General features: G+C 69.9%; 14 protein-coding genes and 1 tRNA gene. 11 read left to right on the plus strand and 4 right to left on the minus strand.

The features are described from left to right. Window positions 1-107: 107 nt before the first annotated feature. The 4 genes from OG595_RS05000 to OG595_RS05015 all read left to right on the plus strand — a co-directional run bounded on the left by OG595_RS05000 (window position 108) and on the right by OG595_RS05015 (window position 3,911). Entirely contained in the window at window positions 108-1,133 is a 1,026-nt protein-coding gene (locus OG595_RS05000; protein WP_329268217.1) for a FecCD family ABC transporter permease, read from the plus strand. Between the two features lie 2 nt (window positions 1,134-1,135). Then, entirely contained in the window at window positions 1,136-2,236 is a 1,101-nt protein-coding gene (locus OG595_RS05005) for a FecCD family ABC transporter permease (protein WP_329268219.1), read from the plus strand. Window positions 2,237-2,322: 86 nt separating this feature from the next. After that, complete coding sequence (locus tag OG595_RS05010) at window positions 2,323-3,177, plus strand: ABC transporter ATP-binding protein (protein ID WP_329282648.1); 855 nt, start codon at window positions 2,323-2,325, stop codon at window positions 3,175-3,177. After that, window positions 3,174-3,911, plus strand: a complete 738-nt coding sequence (locus OG595_RS05015; RefSeq protein ID WP_329268222.1) for a hypothetical protein — start codon at window positions 3,174-3,176, stop codon at window positions 3,909-3,911. Before OG595_RS05010 ends, OG595_RS05015 begins: the two co-directional genes overlap by 4 nt. A 117-nt stretch (window positions 3,912-4,028) precedes the next feature. Here OG595_RS05015 and OG595_RS05020 read toward each other — a convergent pair whose 3' ends face one another. Together OG595_RS05020 and OG595_RS05025 are read right to left on the minus strand one after the other, a co-directional pair. Further along, window positions 4,029-4,583: a GNAT family N-acetyltransferase gene (locus OG595_RS05020; RefSeq protein ID WP_329268224.1), complete on the minus strand. Its 555-nt coding sequence runs from the start codon at window positions 4,581-4,583 to the stop codon at window positions 4,029-4,031. Between the two features lie 73 nt (window positions 4,584-4,656). Beyond that, entirely contained in the window at window positions 4,657-5,604 is a 948-nt protein-coding gene (locus OG595_RS05025; RefSeq protein WP_329268225.1) for a methionyl-tRNA formyltransferase, read from the minus strand. Between the two features lie 85 nt (window positions 5,605-5,689). Here OG595_RS05025 and OG595_RS05030 point away from each other — a divergent pair, with 85 nt between their 5' ends. The 4 genes from OG595_RS05030 to OG595_RS05045 all read left to right on the plus strand — a co-directional run bounded on the left by OG595_RS05030 (window position 5,690) and on the right by OG595_RS05045 (window position 11,727). Continuing rightward, a complete protein-coding gene (locus OG595_RS05030; RefSeq protein WP_329268228.1) occupies window positions 5,690-7,042 on the plus strand; it encodes a lysine N(6)-hydroxylase/L-ornithine N(5)-oxygenase family protein in 1,353 nt (450 codons plus the stop codon). 100 nt (window positions 7,043-7,142) lie between these two features. Next, the gene (locus tag OG595_RS05035; protein WP_329268230.1) at window positions 7,143-8,840 is read left to right on the plus strand and encodes an ABC transporter ATP-binding protein; all 1,698 of its coding nucleotides are present in this window, start codon (window positions 7,143-7,145) and stop codon (window positions 8,838-8,840) included. Then, window positions 8,837-10,666: an ABC transporter ATP-binding protein gene (locus OG595_RS05040; RefSeq protein ID WP_329268232.1), complete on the plus strand. Its 1,830-nt coding sequence runs from the start codon at window positions 8,837-8,839 to the stop codon at window positions 10,664-10,666. Before OG595_RS05035 ends, OG595_RS05040 begins: the two co-directional genes overlap by 4 nt. Beyond that, entirely contained in the window at window positions 10,666-11,727 is a 1,062-nt protein-coding gene (locus OG595_RS05045; RefSeq protein ID WP_329268233.1) for an iron-siderophore ABC transporter substrate-binding protein, read from the plus strand. The genes OG595_RS05040 and OG595_RS05045 overlap by 1 nt, the downstream gene beginning before the upstream one ends. A 66-nt stretch (window positions 11,728-11,793) precedes the next feature. On the opposite strand, the gene OG595_RS05050 is transcribed toward OG595_RS05045, so the two are convergent. Further along, window positions 11,794-13,299: a family 43 glycosylhydrolase gene (locus OG595_RS05050; protein ID WP_329268235.1), complete on the minus strand. Its 1,506-nt coding sequence runs from the start codon at window positions 13,297-13,299 to the stop codon at window positions 11,794-11,796. A 278-nt stretch (window positions 13,300-13,577) separates the two neighbouring features. Here OG595_RS05050 and OG595_RS05055 point away from each other — a divergent pair, with 278 nt between their 5' ends. After that, a complete protein-coding gene (locus OG595_RS05055; RefSeq protein ID WP_329268237.1) occupies window positions 13,578-18,794 on the plus strand; it encodes a family 43 glycosylhydrolase in 5,217 nt (1,738 codons plus the stop codon). A gap of 169 nt (window positions 18,795-18,963) precedes the next feature. On the opposite strand, the gene OG595_RS05060 is transcribed toward OG595_RS05055, so the two are convergent. Beyond that, a tRNA-Pro gene (locus OG595_RS05060) sits at window positions 18,964-19,037 on the minus strand. A gap of 101 nt (window positions 19,038-19,138) precedes the next feature. Here OG595_RS05060 and OG595_RS05065 point away from each other — a divergent pair. Both OG595_RS05065 and cobF read left to right on the plus strand, forming a co-directional pair. Next, complete coding sequence (locus tag OG595_RS05065; protein ID WP_329268239.1) at window positions 19,139-19,675, plus strand: DUF309 domain-containing protein; 537 nt, start codon at window positions 19,139-19,141, stop codon at window positions 19,673-19,675. Window positions 19,676-19,723: 48 nt separating this feature from the next. Continuing rightward, window positions 19,724-20,569 (plus strand): precorrin-6A synthase (deacetylating), encoded by an 846-nt coding sequence (gene cobF, locus OG595_RS05070; protein ID WP_329268242.1) that lies wholly within the window; start codon window positions 19,724-19,726, stop codon window positions 20,567-20,569. The last annotated feature ends 6 nt before the right edge of the window (window positions 20,570-20,575 follow it).

Here is a 20,575-nt window from a genome sequence, read left to right on the forward strand (position 1 = left end):
AGGTAAGCATTACCTAACCAAAAGACCCCACTCTCGGCGGATGCTCTCCTCACCACTACTATTAAGGTCTGCCTAACCTAAGGGAGTTATCCGTTGGAAACCGCACGGTGACGCCGGGGAGAAGGGTTCGCCCGGTTCTTCTCGTGGCAGTTCTCGGCGCCGTCCTGCTCGGACTGTGTCTTCTGTCACTCGCCCTCGGCGCGGCCAGCATTCCGCCCGACCAGGTGGTGCGGGCACTGTTCGGTGACGCACCCAGCCGGTTCGTGGACAACGTCATCTGGTCGGCGCGGGTACCCCGCACGGCGCTCGGGCTGGCTGCCGGGGCGGCACTCGGACTGTCGGGCGCGCTCATGCAGGCGCTGACACGCAATCCGCTGGCGGATCCCGGAATCCTCGGGGTGAGCGCCGGAGCCTCGTTCGCGATCGTGCTGGCTGTCGGAGTGTTGGGCGTCGGTTCGTTCTACGGGTACGTGTGGTTCGCGTTCGCGGGGGCGATGGCCGCCAGCGTCCTCGTGTACCTGCTGGGCCGACTCGGACGCTCCGGGCTCACACCGGTCAAACTGGCGCTCGCCGGCATCGCCGTGACCTCCCTGCTGTCCTCCCTGACCAGCGCGATCGCGCTGACCGACGCCGACGCGCTCGACCGCTACCGCTTCTGGTCGGCCGGTTCGATGGCCGACCAGGACGGCGAAACCGTCCTGCGGATCCTGCCCTTCCTCGCCGTGGGCGCGCTGCTCGCCTTCGCCAGTGCGCCCGCCCTCAACAGCATGGCCCTGGGCGACGACGTGGCCGCCTCGCTCGGCCGGCGGCTCGGCCTGGTACGACTCCAGGGCGTCACCGCGGTCACCCTGCTGACCGGAGCCGCCGTCGCCGTCATCGGCCCGGTCGTCTTCATCGGGCTCGTGGTGCCCCATGTCGCCCGCGTACTGGCCCAGTTGGCTGGAATCGGCCCCGACCAGCGCTGGCTGCTGCCGCTGTCCGCCGTACTCGCGCCGAGCCTGCTGCTCACCGCGGACATCATCGGGCGCCTGGTGGCCCGGCCGGTCGAGGTACAGGCCGGCGTGATCGTCGCCTTCATCGGCGGGCCGTTCTTCATCGCCCTGGTGCGACGCCGGAAACTGGCGGAGGTCTGAGGATGACGAACCCCAAGTCCACAGGTGAGGCCACCACATTGGTGCCCGCCCGCCCTTCCCTCCACGTCCAGCGGACCTACCGCCTCGCCGTCCCCCGGGTCTCCGGCATCCTCCGCCCCCGCCTGGTGGCGGTCACCGCACTGCTCGCCGTGGGCACGTTCCTCGTCTTCTGCTGGAGTCTGACGATCGGCGACTTCCCGATCGCGTTCACCGACGTCCTACACGCCCTGGCCGGCTCCGGCGACCCCGGCACCGTGCTCGTCGTCCAGGAACTGCGGCTGCCGCGCTCCCTGGTGGGACTGCTGGCCGGGATCGCGTTCGGGATGTCCGGCGGACTGTTCCAGACCATGACCCGCAACCCGCTGGCCAGCCCCGACATGATCGGCCTCACCCAGGGCGCGGGCACCTTCGTGGTCGCGGGCATCGTCCTCGGCTGGGACGGCGGCCTCGGCACCCAGACACTCGGTCTGCTCGGCGCGCTGACCACGGCCCTCGTCGTGTACGCGCTGGCCTGGCGGCGCGGCACCACCGGCTACCGCATCATCCTGGTCGGCATCGGCGTCGCCTGGATCTGTACGAGCGCCACCGACTACCTGGTCGCCAAGGGCGGCCGGTTCCAGGCGCAGGCCGCGCTGGGCTGGCTGGTCGGCAACCTCAACGGCCGTACGTGGTCCGATGTCGGACCGCTCGCGACCGCCCTGGCCGTCCTGCTGCCGACGGCACTGCTGCTCGGCCGGCTGCTGCGCACACTCCAACTCGGCGACGACGTCGCCACGGGCCTCGGCACCCGCGTACAGCCCGTACGTCTCGCCATCCTGCTCACCGGCGTCGGGCTGATCGCCTTCGCGACCGCCGCCGCCGGACCGGTCGCCTTCGTGGCGCTGGCCGCCCCACAGATCGCCCTGCGCCTCGCGCGCACGGCCTGGCCTCCGACGCTCGCCTCGGGACTGACCGGGGCACTGATGGTCCTGGGCAGCGACCTGATCGCCCGTACGCTCATCTCCGGCACGGAACTGCCGGTCGGAATCGTCACCGGCGTGCTCGGCGCGCCGATCCTGCTCTGGCTGCTCGTCCGCGCCAACCGCGCGGGTTCAGGAGGCTGATCCCCATGTCGACGGACCCCACGATGCCGACTGATCCGATATCGACGGCCACGACCGCGACCACGACCACGACGGCCGAGGACGCCATGCCGGCCGATCCCCTGCCGACCACCACGGAACCGGCGGCCGACCCGGACCTGCGGGCGACGGGCCTGCGGCTGTCGTACGACAGCCGGGTGGTCGTGGACGGCCTCGACCTGGCGATTCCGCCCGGCCGGATCACGGCCATCGTCGGCGCCAACGCCTGTGGAAAGTCGACGCTGTTGCGCGCCCTGGCCCGGCTGCTCGCACCCCGCGAGGGCGCCGTGCAACTGGACGGCCGGGCCCTCCAGTCCATCCCCACCCGGGAATTGGCGCAGCGTCTGGGTATCCTGCCCCAAAGCCCGGTCGCACCCGAGGGGTTGACGGTCATCGACCTCGTCAACCGCGGTCGCTCACCGCACCAGACGTGGTGGCGGCAGTGGTCGAAGGCGGACGAACAGGCCGTGCACCAGGCGCTCGCCGCGACCAACATGACCGACCTCGCGGACCGTCCGGTGGACGAGCTGTCCGGCGGTCAGCGCCAGCGGGCGTGGATCGCGATGGCCGTCGCCCAGGGCACCCCCGTACTCCTCCTCGACGAGCCGACGACGTATCTCGACCTGGCCCACCAGATCGACGTACTCGACCTGATCACGGACCTCAACCGCCGCGAGAACCGGACCGTCGTGATGGTCCTGCACGACCTCAACCAGGCCTGCCGGTACGCCGATCACGTCGTCGCCATGAAGTCCGGCCGGATCGTGGCGGAGGGCCCGCCGGCGGAGGTCATCACCGAGGAGACGGTGGAGGACGTCTTCGACCTCACGTGCCGCATCACCCTCGACCCGGTCAGCGACACCCCCATGGTGATCCCACTGGGCCGCCATCACCAGGACGTGCGTGCTAAGACATCCTCGTGACCTTGAGAATCGAGCGAACCGACGCGCGCACCTGGCCGGTTGAGCAGCAGAAGGAACTCTTCAGCGGGAGCTTCCCGGAGTTCATCACGGCCGACCGGCTGGTGTCGGAGTACATAGGCCGGGTCCGGGAGTGGTTCCCCGCCTGGGACCTCACACTGGTGGACGAGCACGACGTGCCGGTGGCGGCTGGCTGGGGAGTGCCGGTCCACTGGGACGGGTCGGTCGAGGGGCTGCCGTCCGGGTACACAAACTCCCTGGTGCGGGCGGTCGAGGGGCGGGAACAGGGTGTGGAACCGGACACCCTCGTGATCTGCGGCGCGGTCGTCACGCCATCGCTCACCGGACACGGGCTGGCGGGCGAGACGCTGATGGCGCTGCGTCAGGCCGCCCTGGACTCCGGACTGACCCGAGTCGTCGCACCGGTACGCCCGACGACCAAGGCACGCTACCCCCTGACACCGATCGAGACCTTCATGCGCTGGCGCCGCCCCGACGGGACAGCCCTCGACCCGTGGATCCGCACGCATGAACGCCTCGGCGCCGAGATCCTGGCCGCGGCCCCCGTCTCCCAGACGATGACCGGCACGGTCACCCAGTGGGAGAAGTGGACCGGCCTCGCCCTTCCCTCATCGGGCGAGTACGTCATCCCGGACGGCCTGGGCCTGCTGCACGTCGACCGCGCCGCCGACGAGGGCGTGTACCAGGAGCCCAACGTGTGGATGCGGCACGTTTGAGCGAGGGCGCGGGGCTGTATCGACCTGCGGCTCCGGCGCGTGGACGCGACCAGCCACGACGGACGGGGACGACGCACCGGCTTCGGCAGAGCGACGAGTCGCCGCCCGGGCAATGCCTCAGTGTCCCTGGCCCCAGGCACCCGCCCGAAGCCCCCACACCACGTTCCGTCGCAGCGGTCCCTCCGGGACGGTCGGGTCGTCGAAGTCCTTGTCCGGGGCGTGGGTCATGCCGAGGCGGCGCATCACCGCCTGTGAGCGAAGGTTGGTGGCTGTCGTGATCGCCAGGACCTCTTCGAGACCGAGGCCCTTCTCGTCGAAGGCGTGGGCAACCACCGCCCGGGCGGCCTCCGTCGCGTATCCGTGCCCCCACGCGGACCGGGCCAGCCGCCACCCCGCCTCGACCCCGTCGAACGCCATGTCGTCCTCGACGGGGTCCAGCCCGGCGAACCCGATGAACTCACCGGTGCCCGTGACCTCCACCGCCCACCAGCCCCAGCCCCGTTCGTCGAGGCAGGTCTGGAAATGGGCGGCGGAGGCTTCGCTCTGTTCACGGGTGAGGACTCCTCCGAGGTGCTCGCGGACCTCCGGGTCGGCGTTCATGGCCGCCCAGGGGACGAGGTCGGAGTCGCGCCAGGCGCGGAGGACGAGGCGTTCGGTTCGCAGGTCCGGCATGGCGCCATCCTGACGTGATCACGCGGCCGCGTCGAACGGGATCCGGGCCGCCCGCCCACCTGGCCGCCGTGCGTCAGGGCCGCGCCGTCAGATACCCGCCCATCGTCCGGAAGTACTCCGTCGCCGCGATCTCCGTCCCGTCCTCCGTCCGCACCCGCTTCACCAGGAGCCCCCGCAGGCGCCCGTTCCGGGCCTCCGTGCCCGCGACCACGACGATTCCGTCGCCCTCGCGGATGAAGATCCGGCCCGGTGTGCCCCCGTAGCAGCCCTCGGAGACCGCGGCCTCGACGATGCGTATCCGCTGTCCCTTGTGATGGGTGAACGCGTTGGGATACGGGTCCGACTGGGCGCGGACCAGGCGTTCCAGGTCCTCGGCCGGCCAGGTCCAGTCGATGCGGCTGTCCTCCAGGGAGCGCTTGTGGAAGAAGCTCGCCCGACTGCGGTCCTGGGGGATCCACTCCGCGCGCCCGGAGGCGATCAGCCCGAGGGACTCGTGGACGACCGGTGTGATCAAGTCCACAGTGCGGTGGAAGAGGTCCGTCACCGTGTCGCACGCGCCCACGGGGACCGCCCGCTGCAACAGGACGTCACCGGCGTCGAGCTCCGCGTTCATACGGTGGGCGGTGACACCGACCTCCCGTTCACCGTTGATGAGCGCCCAGATCAGCGGGGAGAAGCCCGCGTACGCCGGCAGCAGCGAGTCGTGGATGTTGAGCGTGCCGTGCGCCGGAAGGTCGAAGATCTCGGGCGGCAGGACTGTTCGCCAGTTGTTGGCGACGATCAGGTCCGGCTCCAACTCCCTTAGTTCGGCGAGGAGTTCAGGATCGTCAGGCCGGTTGCGCAGCAGCACCGGGATGCCGTGCTTCTCGGCGAGGTCGGCCACCGAGTCGTCCCAGATCTTCTCGTACACGTGGTCGCTCTTGGGGTGGGTGACCGCCATGACCACCTCGTGCTCGGAGTCCAGCAGGGCCTGGAGCGTGCGGTGCCCCCAGGTCTGATAGCCGAACATGACGACCCGCATATTCGATCCTTCCGTAGGACACACCATTGCAAGGTAAGGCTAACCTTATTTAATATCAGTGGCGCCTAGGGGAAGGGAAGTTGCGGTGAACGCACTGCACGACGAGCCGGACGCCATCCATGACGTGCTCGGAATCGGATTCGGCCCGTCAAATCTGGCGCTGGCGATAGCCATCGCGGAACACAACGCACAAGCCGCGCCCGAGGAGCGGATCCACGCCGAGTTCCTTGAGCGCCAGCCACGGTTCGGCTGGCACCGCGGGATGCTCATCGACGACGCGACCATGCAGGTGTCCTTTCTCAAGGACCTGGTCACCATGCGCAACCCGACCAGCGACTTCAGCTTCCTGTGCTTCCTCCGGGACCGCGGCCGGCTGGTGGACTTCCTCAACGCGAAGACCCTCTTCCCGTTGCGGATCGAGTTCCACGAGTACTTCGAGTGGGCGGCTGCCCGCATCGCGGACCAGGTGACGTACGACACGGAAGTGGTCTCCGTGGAGCCCGTACTGACCGAGGACGGCGAGGTCCGCTGGTTCGACGTGGCCAGCCGCGTGCCGGGCGATCCGGGGCGTACGGTGGTGCGCCGGGCCCGCAACATCTCGGTGGCCGTCGGTCTCGAACCGCACGTACCGCCGGGCACCGCGCTGTCGGACCGCATCTGGCACAACAGCGAACTGGTCCCCCGCACCCGCGAGTTGACCGGCTCGGGTGCCTCGGTGGGCCGCATACTCGTGCTCGGCGCGGGTCAGAGCGGCGCCGAGGCGGTCGACTACCTGCACCGCTCGTTCCCCGGCACCGAGGTCTGCGCGGTCTTCGCGAAGTACGGCTACACGCCCGCCGACGACAGCCCGTTCGCCAACCGGATCTTCGACCCGGAGGCGGTGGACGTCTACTTCCGGTCCCGGCCGGAGGTGAAGCAGTCCCTGCACGACTACCACCGCAGCACCAACTACTCGGTGGTCGACATGGACCTGATCGAGACGCTGTACGCCACCATGTACCGCGAGAAGGTCCAGGGCACCGAACGGCTGCGGATGCGCAACGTCTCCCGCATCCGGGACGTCGAGCAGCTGGAAGACCGGCTGGACGTCACCGTCGAGTATCTCCCCACCGGGGAGAGGGAGGTGCTCTCCTGCGACGTGCTCGTGCACGCCACCGGCTACCGCCCCCGGGATCTCGACACCCTGCTGGGCAGAGCCGCGAAGCTCTGCCTCCGGGACGACAACGACGCCGTACGCGTCGGCCGCGACCACCGGGTCGAGGCGGTGCCGGAGGTCACCGCCGGCATCTACCTCCAGGGCGCCACCGAGCACACGCACGGTCTCACCTCGACGCTCCTGTCGACGACCGCCGTCCGGTCGGGCGAAATCCTCGACTCCCTGCTCGCCCGTCGCACGAGCGATGCCGTGGTCGGAGCTGGGCAACCGTCTGGAACTTAGAGTAGCCTCACCTAAGTTTCAGGCCTGCCCGAGTGCACGCACACGCGCTCGGGCAGGCTCTGTCTGCTCCAACCGTCGTCCGATCCCAGAGGGGTTACGGGTGAGTAGTCCTTCACAGCTGTCGGGGCGGGACGTCCTGCGACAGGCGGTCAGAGGGCAGCGGCGTGACGTCGCCCTCGGCGCGCTCCTCGGCTCCGGCCACCAACTCGGCGAAGTCATGGTGCCGGTCGTGATCGGTCTGGTCATCGACCGCGCCGTCACGGGCTCCGACACCGGCGCCCTGCTGAGCTGGCTCGCCGCCCTCGCCGCCGTCTACGTCTGCCTCGCGCTCAGCTGGCGCTTCGGCGCCTGGTCCGCCGACCGGGCCGCCGCCCGGGCCGAACACACCCTGCGCATCACCCTCGTACGCCGGGTCCTGGCCCCCGGGGGCGGCGCGGAGGAGGGCCGGCTCCCCGGCGCCCTCGCCAACATCGCCACCGAGGACGCCAAACGCGTGGGCGCCGTCAGCACGGCGGCCATGGCCGGAATCTCGTCACTGGCGGGCCTCCTCGTCGGCGCGGTCGTCCTGCTGCGCATGTCCGTCACGCTCGGGCTGGTCGTACTGCTCGGCACACCCGTGCTGCTGTGGCTGGGCCATCTGCTGAGCAAGCCGCTGGAGTCGCGCAGCGAGGCCGAGCAGGAACAGGCCGCGCACGCCTCGGCCGTCGCCGCCGACCTGGTGGCCGGCCTGCGCATCCTCAAGGGCATCGGCGGCGAGTCCACCGCGCTCGCCCGCTACCGCACCACCAGCCGCGACTCCCTGCGGGCCACCCTGAAAGCCGCCCGCGCTCAGGCCTTCCAGAGCGGCATGGTGCTCAGCCTCACCGGCTGTCTGATCGCCGCCGTCGCCCTGGTCGGCGGCCGGCTCGCCGCCCAAGGGGACATCAGCCTGGGCCAGTTGGTGTCGGCGGTCGGGCTCGCCGTCTTCCTCGTCGGCCCGCTGGAGACCCTCGCGTGGGTCAACGCCGAGCTCGCCCAGGGCCGGGCCTCGGCCACCCGGATCGCGGAGGTACTGGCCGCCCCGCACAACGTCACCCCCGGCACGGCGACCCTGGCCCAGCCGGTGCGCGGCGCGGTCCGCCTGACCGGCGTCAGCCTCGGCGGCCTCAAGGGCCTCGACCTCGACATCGCGCCGGGTGAGCTGCTCGGCGTGGTCGCGACCGACCCGGCACACGCCACGGACCTGCTGCGCTGCCTGGCCCGGCAGTCCGACCCCGATGCGGGCACCGTCGAACTCGACGGCGTCCCGCTGCGGGACCTGGACCCGGCGGAGCTGCGCACCGCGCTGCTGGTCGCCGAGCACGACGCCGACCTCTTCGAGGGCACCGTCCGCGGCAACGTCACGGCAGCCGCGCCCGGCCACACCGACCCCGGGCAGGCGATGAGCGCGGCCGGTGTGGCCCAGGTCGCCCAGACCCTCCCGGACGGCGAGGACACGGCGGTCAGTGAGCGGGGCCGCTCGCTCTCCGGCGGACAGCGTCAACGCGTCGCGCTGGCAAGGGCGTTGGCAGCGGAACGGCCCGTCCTGGTGGTGCACGATCCGACCACCGCCGTCGACACGGTGACCGAGGCGGGCATCGCCACCGGCGTCCGGGAGATCCGCAAGGGCCGTACGACGGTGCTGGTGACCAACAGCCCGGCACTGCTGTCGGTCACCGACCGGGTCGTACTGCTGGAGGACGGGCGGGTCACCGACACCGCATCGCACGCCGACCTGATCGACCGTCACGAGACCTACCGAGCGGCGGTGCTGGCATGAACGGCCACGAACTTCCCGACAGCACAAGGGAGTTGCTGCCCACCGCGACACCCCGGCGCACCCGTGCCGCGGTCCGTGAACTGGTCCGCCCGCGCCGCCGGCTGGCCCTCGGCGCCTTCGCCGTGATGGTCGCAGCGACCGCTGTCGGCCTGCTCGTCCAGCCGCTGCTCGGCCGGATGGTGGACCTGGTCGCCGAGCACCGCCCGCCGGACGACCTCACCCTCCCTGCCGTCCTCCTGGTCCTGGTGGCCGTCGCGCAGGGCGCCGCCACCGCGCTCGGGCTGTCCCTGGTCTCCCGGCTCGGGGAGACCGTGCTGGCCCAGTTGCGCGAGCGGTTCGTCGAACGGGCGCTGCGGCTGCCCCTGGAACAGGTGGAGAAAGCCGGGTCCGGCGACCTCAACGCCCGTGTCACCAGGGATGTCTCGGTGGTCGGCGAGGCGGTGCGCAACGCGCTGCCCGAGCTGGCCCGCTCCCTGCTCGCCATCGTGCTGACCTTCGCCGCGATGGCCGTCCTGGACTGGCGTTTCCTGCTGGCCGCGCTGATCGCGGTGCCCATCCAGGCGGGGACCGCACGCTGGTACGTACGCAACGCCGTGCCGCTGTACGCCGAGCAGCGCATCGCCATGGGGGCCCAGCAGCAGCAGTTGCTGGACACCATCGCGGGCGCCGGCACCGTACGGGCGTTCCGGCTCGAAGAGCCGCACACCGAGTCCGTGACCCGGCGCTCGTCCGCCGCGGTCGCGCTGACGATGCGGGGCGTGCGGCTGGTGCTCGACTTCTACAACCGGCTGCACATCGCCGAGTACACCGGCCTGGCCGCGGTCCTGGTCACCGGGTTCCTCCTGGTGCGCGCCGACTCGGTGTCCATCGGTACGGCCACGGCCGCCGCGCTCTACTTCCACAGCCTCTTCGGCCCGGTCAACCAGGCCCTCGCGCTGCTCGACGACGCCCAGTCGGCGACGGCGGCACTGGCCCGGCTGGTCGGCGTCGCCGACGTCCCGGAGCCCGAGGCCACTCCCCCGGCGCCCACGGCACAGCACCGCGAGCCCGGCACGGTCACCGTGACCGGCGTCCACCACGAGTACCTGACCGGCCGTCCCGTCCTGCGGGACGTCCATCTCACGCTGGCCGCCGGGGAGCGGGTCGCGCTGGTCGGGTCGAGCGGCGCGGGCAAGACGACGCTCGCCAAGCTCATCGCGGGTGTGCACGAGCCGACCTCCGGCACGATTCGGCTGACCGGCACCTCGACGTCGGCCGACAGCCTGGCGGTTGCCCTGGTCACCCAGGAGACGCACGTCTTCGCGGGCCCGCTCGCCGACGACCTGCGTCTCGCGCGCGCCGACGCGACGGACAAGGCCCTGCGTTCGGCGCTGACCGAAGTGGGCGCGCTGGACTGGGTGTCGGCGCTGCCCGAGGGCCTGGCCACCGTCGTCGGCGAGGGCGGGCACCGGCTCACCGCCGCCCAGGTGCAGCAACTCGCCCTGGCCCGGCTGGTGCTGGCGGATCCGCCGGTCGCCGTGCTGGACGAGGCGACGGCCGAGGCCGGCAGCACCGGCGCGCGGCTGCTGGAGAAGGCAGCCGACCGGGCGATCGAGAACCGCACCGCGCTCGTGGTCGCCCACCGTCTCACCCAGGCCGCCGACGCGGACCGGATCGTCGTCATGGACGGCGGCCGGATCGTGGAGAGCGGCACCCATGACGAGCTGTGCGCGGCGGCCGGCACCTACGCCCTGCTCTGGCAGGCGTGGTCCGGCACCCGTTCGCCGGCCGAGAAGCCCCCCACGCGTCCCAGCACCGATACAACCACCACCGTGAAGGACCACTGATGCTCGGCTCTCCCAGAGGCACTCGGCTCGCCGCGGCGCTCACCTCCGTACTGCTCCTTTTCGGCACCGCCACCGCCTGCGGCTCCGACGACGACTCCGACACCGCGGGCACAGCCGCCGAGGCGTCCGCCGACTCCGCCTTCCCGGTGACCCTTTCGCACAAGTACGGCAGCACCACGATCAAGTCGGAGCCGAAGCGGATCGTCACGGTCGGTCTGACCGACCAGGACGCCGTCCTCGCACTGGGCAAGGTGCCCGTCGGCACGACCGAGTGGCTGGGCGGCTACAAGGGCGCGATCGGCCCGTGGGCGGCGGACAAGCTGGGCAGCGCGGCGGCGCCGACCGTCCTCAAGGACACCGGCACCGGCCCGCAGACCGAGAAGATCGCCGCGCTCCGGCCGGACCTGATCCTCGCGGTCTACGGCGGTCTGACGAAGGCGCAGTACGACACGCTGTCGAAGTTCGCCCCGGTGGTGGCCCAGCCGAAGGAGTACAACGACTACGGCGTGCCGTGGCAGAACCAGACCGAGATCATCGGCAAGGCGCTCGGCCAGGAGGCCAAGGCGAAGGAGCTGGTCAATGGGGTGGAGGCCGACTTCAAGAAGGCGGCGGCCGAGCATCCCGAGTTCGCCGGCGCCAGCGGCCTGATGGCGACCCCGTACGAGGGCATCTTCGTCTACGGCAGCCAGGACCCTCGCTCGCGCGTCCTCACGGACCTCGGTTTCAAGCTGCCCACCGACCTGGACAAGGTGATCGGCGACGAGTTCGGGGCCAACATCAGCAAGGAGCGCACCGATCTCCTCGACACGGACGCGATCGTGTGGATCGTCTCCGACACCACCAAGGACAAGGCGACCCTGCGCAAGGACCCGCTGTACGCGGACCTGAAGGTGGCCAAGGAGGACCGTGAGGTCTTCGTCAAGGAGAGCAGCGACTACGGCAACTCGGTGTCGTTCGTGTCGGTGCTCAGCCTTCCGTACATGCTGGAGCGGCTGGTGCCGCAGCTGGCGGCGGCCGTCGACGGCAAGACGGCCACGAAGGTGACCGAGCCGAGCAGCTGACTGTCCGTCATACAGCGGTGGCCCGGCCGGAGTTCCGGCCGGGCCACCGTCGTCTCCGCTACCGGCTCACGTGGTGGGCCTGATCTGCCACTGCTGGCAGTTGTTGCTCAGCCAGGTCCACTGACGTACGTCGGCGCCGTTCGCGGTGGAGCAGTCGGCGACGTCGGCGACCTTGCCGGTGGACTCGTTCACGATCCGGACGTAGTCGCCGGTGGCCGTGTAGACCAGCCTGAACTTCTGGCAGTTGTTGTTCAGCCAGGACCACTGACGCAGGTCGGTGCCGTCGGCCGTGGCGCAGTTCGCGGTGTCCATCACCTTGCCGGTGGCGACGTTGACCAGTCGGCTGGTGTCGTTGCCCTGGTCCTCGACGCGCCACTTCTGGTTGGTGCCGCCGTTGCAGGTCCACTGGAGGATGTTGGTGCCGTCGGCGGTGTTCCCGCCCTCCACGTCGAGGCACTTGCCGCTGTTGCGGTTCACCAGCGTGTACGCGGTCGGGGTCGCGGCGGTCTCGCCGGACGGGCCGGGCAGTGTGGTGCCGAGCGCGACCGGGGTGCCGAAGTTCGGCGTGCCGTCCGCGTTCCAGGTGAACTTCTGGGCGCGGGTGGTACGGCCGTTGCCGCAGCCGCCGGAGGCCGAGTCGTTGGCGTGGTAGACGATCCAGTTCTCGGTGCCGTCGGGCGAGGTGAAGAACCCGTTGTGGCCCGGCCCGTAGACCCCGGCGGCGTCGTTGCGCTGGAACACGGGCGTCTGCTTCTTCGTCCAGGACGATGCCAACAGGGGGTCGGTGCCGGTGAGTTCGAGCTGGCCGAGCTTGTAGTCGGCGGTCTGGCAGTAGCTCGCGGAGAAGGTGAGGAAGGTCCGGCCGTCGTGGTAGAGCGGCTCGGGTCCCTCGTTGACGGGTGCCCCGGAGGTCTCCCAGGCCAGCGTCGGCTGCGAGATGAGGCTGAAGGTGGAGCCGCTGACGGTGTACGGGTTGGTCATGGGCGCGATGACCAGGCTCTGCCTGCTGCCACCGATGGCGCCGCTGCCGACCAGGTAGAGCTTGTTGTTGTACGTCAGCACGGTGGCGTCGATGAGCCAGCCGCCCGGGTCGAGGTTGGAGCCGGTGAGCTGGTTCTTGAAGGTGTACGGGCCCATCGGGTCGGTACCGGCGCTCTCCACGACGTACGTCCGCTGCTGGTCGCAGCAGGCGGCCCCGCTCGGCGCGCCGGAGTAGTACAGGTACCAGTGGCCGTCGAAGAAGTGCAGCTCTGGCGCCCAGAAGTTGTTGTTGCGGGTCGAGGTGGTGTCACTCCAGACCTGCACGCTGGGAGCCGTCGCCAGGCCGGCCAGGGTCGGCGACTTGCGCATGGTCAGGACGCCGGTGAAGGACGTGGTGACCAGGTAGTAGTTGCCGTTGTAGTACTCCAGCCAGGGGTCTGCGCCCTTCTGGGACTTGACCGGGTTCGTGTACGGACGCCCCTCGGCAGCGGCGGCGGGCTGAATGCCGACGACAGGTACGAGCAACGCCAGCAGCGCTGCCAGGAGGGTCAACCAGTGACGGGTACGGAACACAGACAGGTCCCTTCTCATGGTCACATTGTTCGAAATTCCGGACCGTGTACGTAACTTCGACCAGAACTTAGGTACACAAGGTGCGCGCGTCAACGTTTGTGACAGGTTCGGTTCCGGTTGACGTCCCCCGCGTAAAAACAAGTTGTCCGACCTGCCGAACGTTGTTCGAAAACTCTTGACGACCCAGGTCGCACCGATTGACACTCTCGCAACGCGCGGACACACAGACGAAATCTGATGTCTCCCGTTACACCCCCCCTACCGCCCCCCGTGTCCGAGCAGAGGAAGCCGAAACGATGCAACTCGCGAGATCACGCGGCCGCAGCAGACCATGGTCACCACGGCTCGCCGGACTGACCGCCGCATCGCTTCTCCTGGGCCTCGCCAGCCCGTTGGCCATGTCGGCCCCCGCGCACGCCGCCGCGGCCGACATCACCGACGGTCTGGCCCTCTGGTACAAGCTCGACGCGGCCTCCGGCACCACCGTCGCCGACGCCTCGGGCAACGGCCGTACCGGCACGGTGAACGGGACCGCCGGCTGGTCCAACTCCGGTGAAGGACTTGCCTTCAACGGTTCCGACACCTACGTCAAGGTGCCGGACAACATCATGAGCGGCATGAACTCGATCACCGTCTCGATGGACGTGAAGATCGACACCGCCCAGTCCAACCCGTACTTCATCTACGGCTTCGGCAACACCAGCGGCTCGGCCGGCAACGGCTACCTGTTCACCACGGGCAACTCGTACCGGACGTCCATCGCCAGCGGCAACTGGTCGACGGAGCAGACGACTCGGACCGCGGGCACGAATCTTCAGCGCGCGGTCTGGAAGCAGATCACCTACACCCAGACCGGCAACACGGGCGTGCTCTACGAGGACGGCGTGGAGGTGGGCCGCAACACGGCGGTCACCCTCACCCCCGGCTCCATCGGCTCGGGCACCACCACCGCCAACTACATAGGCAAGTCGGTCTACCCCGGCGACAACCTGTTCAAGGGCAACATCCGCGACTTCCGTGTCTACGACCGGGCGTTGGCGAGCACCGAGGTCGAGGAACTCTCCCTCCCCGTCGCCACGCAGGGCGTCGCCGCCGACAAGTCCGCCCTGACACTGGGCGACACGAGCGCGGTGACCGCCGACCTGACCCTGCCGAGCGCGGGTCCCGCGGGCGGCTCCGCCATCACCTGGGCGACCGACAACGCCTCCGTGGTCTCGGCCACCGGCGCCGTCACCCGCCCCGCCGCCGGCCAGCCGGACGGCCACGCCACGCTCACGGCGACCCTGAAGAAGGGCCCGGTGAGCGACACCAAGACCTTCGACGTCACGGTCCCGGCCACCTTCGACGACGCCACCGCCACCCAGCAGGCCGCCGAGGCGCTGACCGTCCCGAACATCGACGACGTACGCGGCAACATCACGCTGCCGTCAACGGGCGCCTACGGCACGGCGGTCGACTGGTCCTCGGCGAACCCGGACGTCATCGGGACCGACGGTGTGGTCCACCGCCCCGCGCACGGCGCCGGCGGCACGACGGTCGACCTGACCGCGACGATCACCAAGGGCACGGCCACCGCGACCCGCACCCTGACGGCCAAGGTTCCCGAACTCCCCGCGAAGGAAGCCCTCAAGGGCTACATGTTCAGCTACTTCACCGGCGAGGGCACCTCGGACGGCGAACAGCTCTACGCGGCACTCAGCAAGGGCAACGACCCGCTGAAGTGGCGGGAGTTGAACGACGGCAAGCCCGTCCTGACCTCCACGCTCGGCGAGAAGGGCCTGCGCGACCCCTTCATCATCCGCTCCCCCGAGGGCGACAAGTTCTACCAGATCGCCACCGACCTGCGGATCTACGGCAACGGCGACTGGGACGCCTCCCAGCGCACCGGCAGCAAGTCGATCATGGTGTGGGAGTCCACCGACCTGGTCCACTGGACCGACCAGCGCCTGGTGAAGGTCTCCCCCGACTCGGCCGGCAACACCTGGGCGCCGGAAGCGTTCTACGACGACGAGCTCGGCTCGTACGTCGTCTTCTGGGCCTCGAAGCTGTACGACAACGCCGACCACTCCGGCGACACCTACAACCGCATGATGTACGCGACCACCCGTGACTTCCGCACCTTCAGCGCGCCCAAGGTGTGGATCGACCGCGGCTACTCGGTCATCGACTCCACGATGATCAAGGACAAGGACACCTACTACCGCCTGTCCAAGGACGAGCGGAACAACAGCTCCTCGACGCCGAACAGCAAGTTCATCTTCGAGGAGAAGAGCGACTCGATCCTCAACCCGTCCTACACCGCCGTCGCCGAGGGCATCGGCAAGGGCGCGATGAGCGCGGCCGAGGGTCCCCTGGTGTTCAAGTCGAACACCGAGGAGAAGTGGTACGCGTTCCTCGACGAGTTCGGCGGTCGCGGCTACATCCCCTTCGAGACGACCGACCTGGCCTCCGGCGTCTGGACCCCGTCCACCGGCTACGACCTGCCGTCCAAGCCCCGGCACGGCACCGTGCTCCCGGTCACCCAGGCCGAGTACGACCGGCTCCTGAAGACCTACCAGCCGGACCAGATCATCACGAGCGCCGAGGACGTCAAGGTCGTCACGCGCATCGGTGACGCCCCGGTCCTGCCCGCCACCGTCATCGCCGAGTCGGCGGACGGTGTGAAGCGGCCCGTCGCCGTCACCTGGGAGGCCGTGGCCGAGTCGCAGTACGCGCAGGCCGGCACCTTCACGGTGAAGGGCGACCTGGCGGGCGACTCCGCGATCGCGGTCAGCGCCGAGGTCACGGTCTCCGCCGAGGGCCCGGACATCCCGGCCGACCTGCTCCTGCACTACGACTTCGACGAGACCGGCGGCAGCATCGCCCGCGACTCCAGCGGCCACGGCTACCACGGCACCTACGTCCGTACGCCCGACTTCGGAACCGGCGTCGAGGGCAGCTCGTTCAAGATGTCCGGCGGCAACAGCGGCTCCAGCTCGCCGTACGTCAAGATCCCCAACGGGGTCCTGAAGGACACCACCAGCGTCACCGTCTCCACGTACGTCAAGTGGAAGGGCGGCGACAACTTCCAGTGGCTGTTCGGGCTCGGCCCGGACAGCAACAAGTACCTGTTCGCCACCCCGTCCAACGGCGGCGGCAAGCTGTTCTCCGCGATCACCAAGGCCACCTGGTCCGGTGAGAAGCAGATGATCGGCGGCTCACCGCTCACCGCCGGCCAGTGGCAGCACGTCACCGTCACCCTGGACGGCGCGACCGAGACGGCGATCCTCTACGTGGACGGCGCCGAGACGGCCCGCGTCAGCGGCGTCACCATCAAGCCGTCCGAGCTGTACGACTCCGCCAAGGACTACTCCGGCTACATCGGCAAGTCCCTCTACTCCCCGGACCCGTACTTCGGCGGCGAGGTCGACGACTTCCGGATCTACAACCGGGCCCTGACGCCCGCCGAGGTCCTGGAGATCAGCGGCAACACCACCGGGATCGCCGCGGCGACCCACCCAGCGCTCAAGGTCGACGCGATCATCACCGACAAGGACAGCAAGATCGTCCTGCCGCTCAACCCGGGCAGCAACGTCAAGGCCCTGGCACCGGAGTTCACCCTGGCCCACGGCGCGACCATCAGCCCCGCCTCCGGCACCCTGCGCGACTTCACCAAGCCGGTGACGTACGAGGTGACCGGCTCCGACGGCAAGAAGCGCACCTGGACGGTGTCGGCCGTGGAGATGAGGACCCCGGTGCTGCCGGGTCTGAACGCCGACCCGAACATCGTCCGCTTCGGCGACACCTTCTACATCTACCCGACCACCGACGGCTTCGAGGGCTGGAGCGGCACACAGTTCAAGGCGTACTCCTCCACCGACCTGGTCCACTGGAAGGACCACGGCGTCATCCTGGACCTCGGTCCCGACATCAGCTGGGCCGACAGCCGCGCCTGGGCGCCGGCCATGGAGGAGAAGAACGGCAAGTACTACTTCTACTTCTGCGCCGACGCGAACATCGGTGTGGCGGTGTCGGACTCCCCGACGGGCCCCTTCAAGGACGCCCTGGGCAAGCCGCTGCTGAAGGCCGGTGACCACCCGGGCCAGATGATCGACCCGGCGGTCTTCACCGACGACGACGGCCAGTCGTACCTGTACTGGGGCAACGGCAGGGCCTACGTGGTGCCGCTCGACGCGGACATGGTCTCCTTCGACGCGTCGAAGATCACCGACATCACGCCGAGCAACTACAACGAGGGCTCGTTCGTCATCAAGCGCAACGGGACCTACTACCTGATGTGGTCGGAGAACGACACGCGGGACGAGAACTACCAGGTGGCCTACGCGACCGGTTCCTCGCCCACGGGCCCCTGGACCAAGCGCGGTGTGATCCTGCAGAAGGACCTCTCCCTCGGCATCAAGGGCACCGGCCACCACTCGGTGGTCCACGTCCCGAACACCGACGACTGGTACATCGTCTACCACCGCTTCGCCATCCCCGGCGGTGACGGCATGCACCGCGAAACGACCATCGACAAGATGGAGTTCGACGCCGACGGCCTGATCAAGAAGGTCGTCCCGACCCTCTCGGGCATCGACCCGGTGACGATCGTCCACGCCGGCGCGGACACAACGGGCCAGGAAGGCAGCGCGATCCCGCTCACGGGCACCATCTCCGGGGCAGGAACGCCGAGTTGGAGCGTGAGCCCGACAACCCCCTGCACGCTCTCCAGCCGGACCACCATCCCGACGTCCATCACCTGCCAGGACAACGGCACGTACGAGGTCACGCTGACGGGCGGTCGCAGCAAGGACACCCTGACGGTGACGGTCACCAACGCACCGCCGTCGATCACCTCGGTCCAGGGCCCGAAGAACCCGGTCCCGGCCGGCAGGAACACCCCGGTGCGCATCTCGGCGAAGTTCACCGACCCGGGCCGCGCCGACACCCACACCTGCACCATCGACTGGAAGGACGGCACCACCCCGACGTCCGGCAAGGTCGTGAACGGCACCTGTGAGGCGAGCCACGCCTACCTGAAGGCGGGCATCCTCCGCCCGACGATCACGGTGACGGACGACGACAAGGCCGCGGCCACCGCCGAGCTCCCCGAGCTGATCGTGTTCGACCCCAAGGCCGGCGCCTCGGGCATCGGCGTGATCGCTTCCCGGCCGGGCGCCTACCCGGCCGACCCGAAGCTGACCGGCAAGGCGTCCTTCTCCTTCGGCGCCTTCTACCGGAAGGGCGCCACGGTCCCGACGGCCACGGCCTCCTTCGACCTCGCGGCACCCGGTAGGTCCAAGGCGAAGGTGCGGCTGCGTTCCACGTCCTCCGACTGGCTGGTGGTCACCGGCAACACCGCGGTGTACCAGGGCTCCGGCACGGTCAACGGCAAGGACGGCTACGCCTTCCGCATCACGGCGACGGACAAGCCGGACACGTTCCGTATCCGGATCTGGAAGAAGTCCACGGGCGACGTCGTGTACGACAACCGCACGGGGACCGCGACCAAGGGCATCGTCTTCCGCCGCTAGGCGGGAGGCACAGGTCGCGCCGGACATCCGGACCTGAGGGCGCGCACACCGAGTTGGGCCTCACCGCCCGCCCGGTGTGCGCGCCTTCGGCGTGACGGGGTCCACGGAAACGACTCAGGGGCTGTTTCGGAGTGATCCGAAACAGCCCCTGAACCGCGACTCTCACAAGTCGGGACGACAGGATTTGAACCTGCGACCCCTTGACCCCCAGTCAAGTGCGCTACCAAGCTGCGCCACGTCCCGGTGCGTCGTCCCGCGGTTGCCCCGCGTGATCACGCGAGCAGAACTTTACCCCACGTCAGGGGTGGCCCCGAAGACGGCAGGGCGCGCGCGACAATCGTCGTATGAGCAGTGCGTCGGAGGGTCGGGCAGCAGCAGGCGGGCGACGGGATCGGGACGGAGAGGGGCGGGCGCGCAACGCGCGGCCACGGGACGGGCTCGGGCGGCCACTGCCGTACGGCGAGTCCGGGGTGGACCGGCAGCCCGAAGGGGTCCTACGCCGTCCCGAGGAGAGCGTCGCCGAGGCGCAGGCACTGCTGGACGCGGGGAAGCCGTTCCACGCGCACGAGGTCTTCGAGGACGCCTGGAAGTCGGGCCCGGAGGAGGAGCGCGGCCTGTGGCGGGGGCTCGCACAACTGGCCGTGGGGCTCACGCACTCCGCGCGCGGGAACGTCACGGGTGGCGCCCGGCTGTTGCGGCGCGGGGCCGACGCGGTCGAGGAGTGGGCGGCCGAGGACTCGCGACCGCGGCCGTACGGGCTGGACCTCGCCGGGGTCGTCACCTGGGCGCGGGAACTGGCGGCGGAGGTGGAGCGCGAGGCCGCCCCTGTCGACGCGGTGGCTCGGGCGCCACGCTTGTCGGGTCGTAGCGTCGGCGGCTGACCCGGGCCGACCCGCCGCGTTGTCGGTGGTGTGCGGCAGACTCGGGGCGTGCGGAGGATTCATGTCATCGGTATCGGCGCGGGCGACCCCGACCAGCTCACCCTTCAGGCGGTCAGGGTGCTGCGGGGCACCGACGTGTTCTTCGTCCTCGACAAGGGCGAGACCGGGTCCGACCTCGTGGGGCTGCGCCGGCACCTGCTCGACACGCACGTGCCGGAAGGGACGTACCGCCTGGTCGAGGTGCGCGATCCGGAGCGGGACCGGACGGCCGGGGGCGCCGCGTACTCCCCCGCGGTCGGGGACTGGCGGCGTGCCCGGGCCGGGATCTACGAGCGGCTGATCGCCGGGCTCGGCCCGGCGGAGAGCGGGGCGTTCCTGGTGTGGGGCGATCCCTCGCTGTACGACAGCACGCTCGGGATTCTGGAGGAGATCCTCGGGCGGGGCACGGTCGAGTTCGAGTACGACGTGGTGCCCGGCATCAGCAGTGTCTCCGCACTCGCCGCCCGGCACCGCACGGGGCTCAACCGGGTCGCGAGTGCCGTCCAGATCACCACCGGGCGGCGGCTCGCCGAGGGGTTTCCGGCGGAGGCCGACGACGTGGTCGTGATGCTGGACGCCCATCAGGCCTTCCGGGAGTTCGCCGACGAGGACATCCACATCTACTGGGGCGCGTACATAGGCACCCCGGACGAGATCCTCGTCTCCGGGCCGATCGCCGAGGCGGCGCCCCGTATCGAGCGGTTGCGTGCCGAGGCCCGTGAGCGCAAGGGCTGGATCATGGACACGTATCTGCTGCGGCGGAAGCCCGGAGCGCCTGGGCCCGGGCAGCGGCAGGCACCGGGGCCGGGCACCCGGCCGGACGCCACCCCTTGCACGGGCGTACCACCGGTGTGATCGTGA

Origin of the sequence: Streptomyces sp. NBC_01451 (assembly GCF_036227485.1) — a bacterium.
Lineage (GTDB): Bacteria > Actinomycetota > Actinomycetes > Streptomycetales > Streptomycetaceae > Streptomyces.

Coding starts and splice junctions, on each gene's coding strand:
- OG595_RS05005 (WP_329268219.1), top strand. CDS start 1,136: ATGACGAACCCCAAGTCCACAGGTGAGGCCACCACATTGGTGCCCGCC.
- OG595_RS05010 (WP_329282648.1), top strand. CDS start 2,323: ATGCCGGCCGATCCCCTGCCGACCACCACGGAACCGGCGGCCGACCCG.
- OG595_RS05020 (WP_329268224.1), bottom strand. CDS start 4,583: ATGCCGGACCTGCGAACCGAACGCCTCGTCCTCCGCGCCTGGCGCGAC.
- OG595_RS05025 (WP_329268225.1), bottom strand. CDS start 5,604: ATGCGGGTCGTCATGTTCGGCTATCAGACCTGGGGGCACCGCACGCTC.
- OG595_RS05040 (WP_329268232.1), top strand. CDS start 8,837: ATGAACGGCCACGAACTTCCCGACAGCACAAGGGAGTTGCTGCCCACC.
- OG595_RS05045 (WP_329268233.1), top strand. CDS start 10,666: ATGCTCGGCTCTCCCAGAGGCACTCGGCTCGCCGCGGCGCTCACCTCC.
- OG595_RS05050 (WP_329268235.1), bottom strand. CDS start 13,299: ATGAGAAGGGACCTGTCTGTGTTCCGTACCCGTCACTGGTTGACCCTC.
- OG595_RS05055 (WP_329268237.1), top strand. CDS start 13,578: ATGCAACTCGCGAGATCACGCGGCCGCAGCAGACCATGGTCACCACGG.
- OG595_RS05065 (WP_329268239.1), top strand. CDS start 19,139: ATGAGCAGTGCGTCGGAGGGTCGGGCAGCAGCAGGCGGGCGACGGGAT.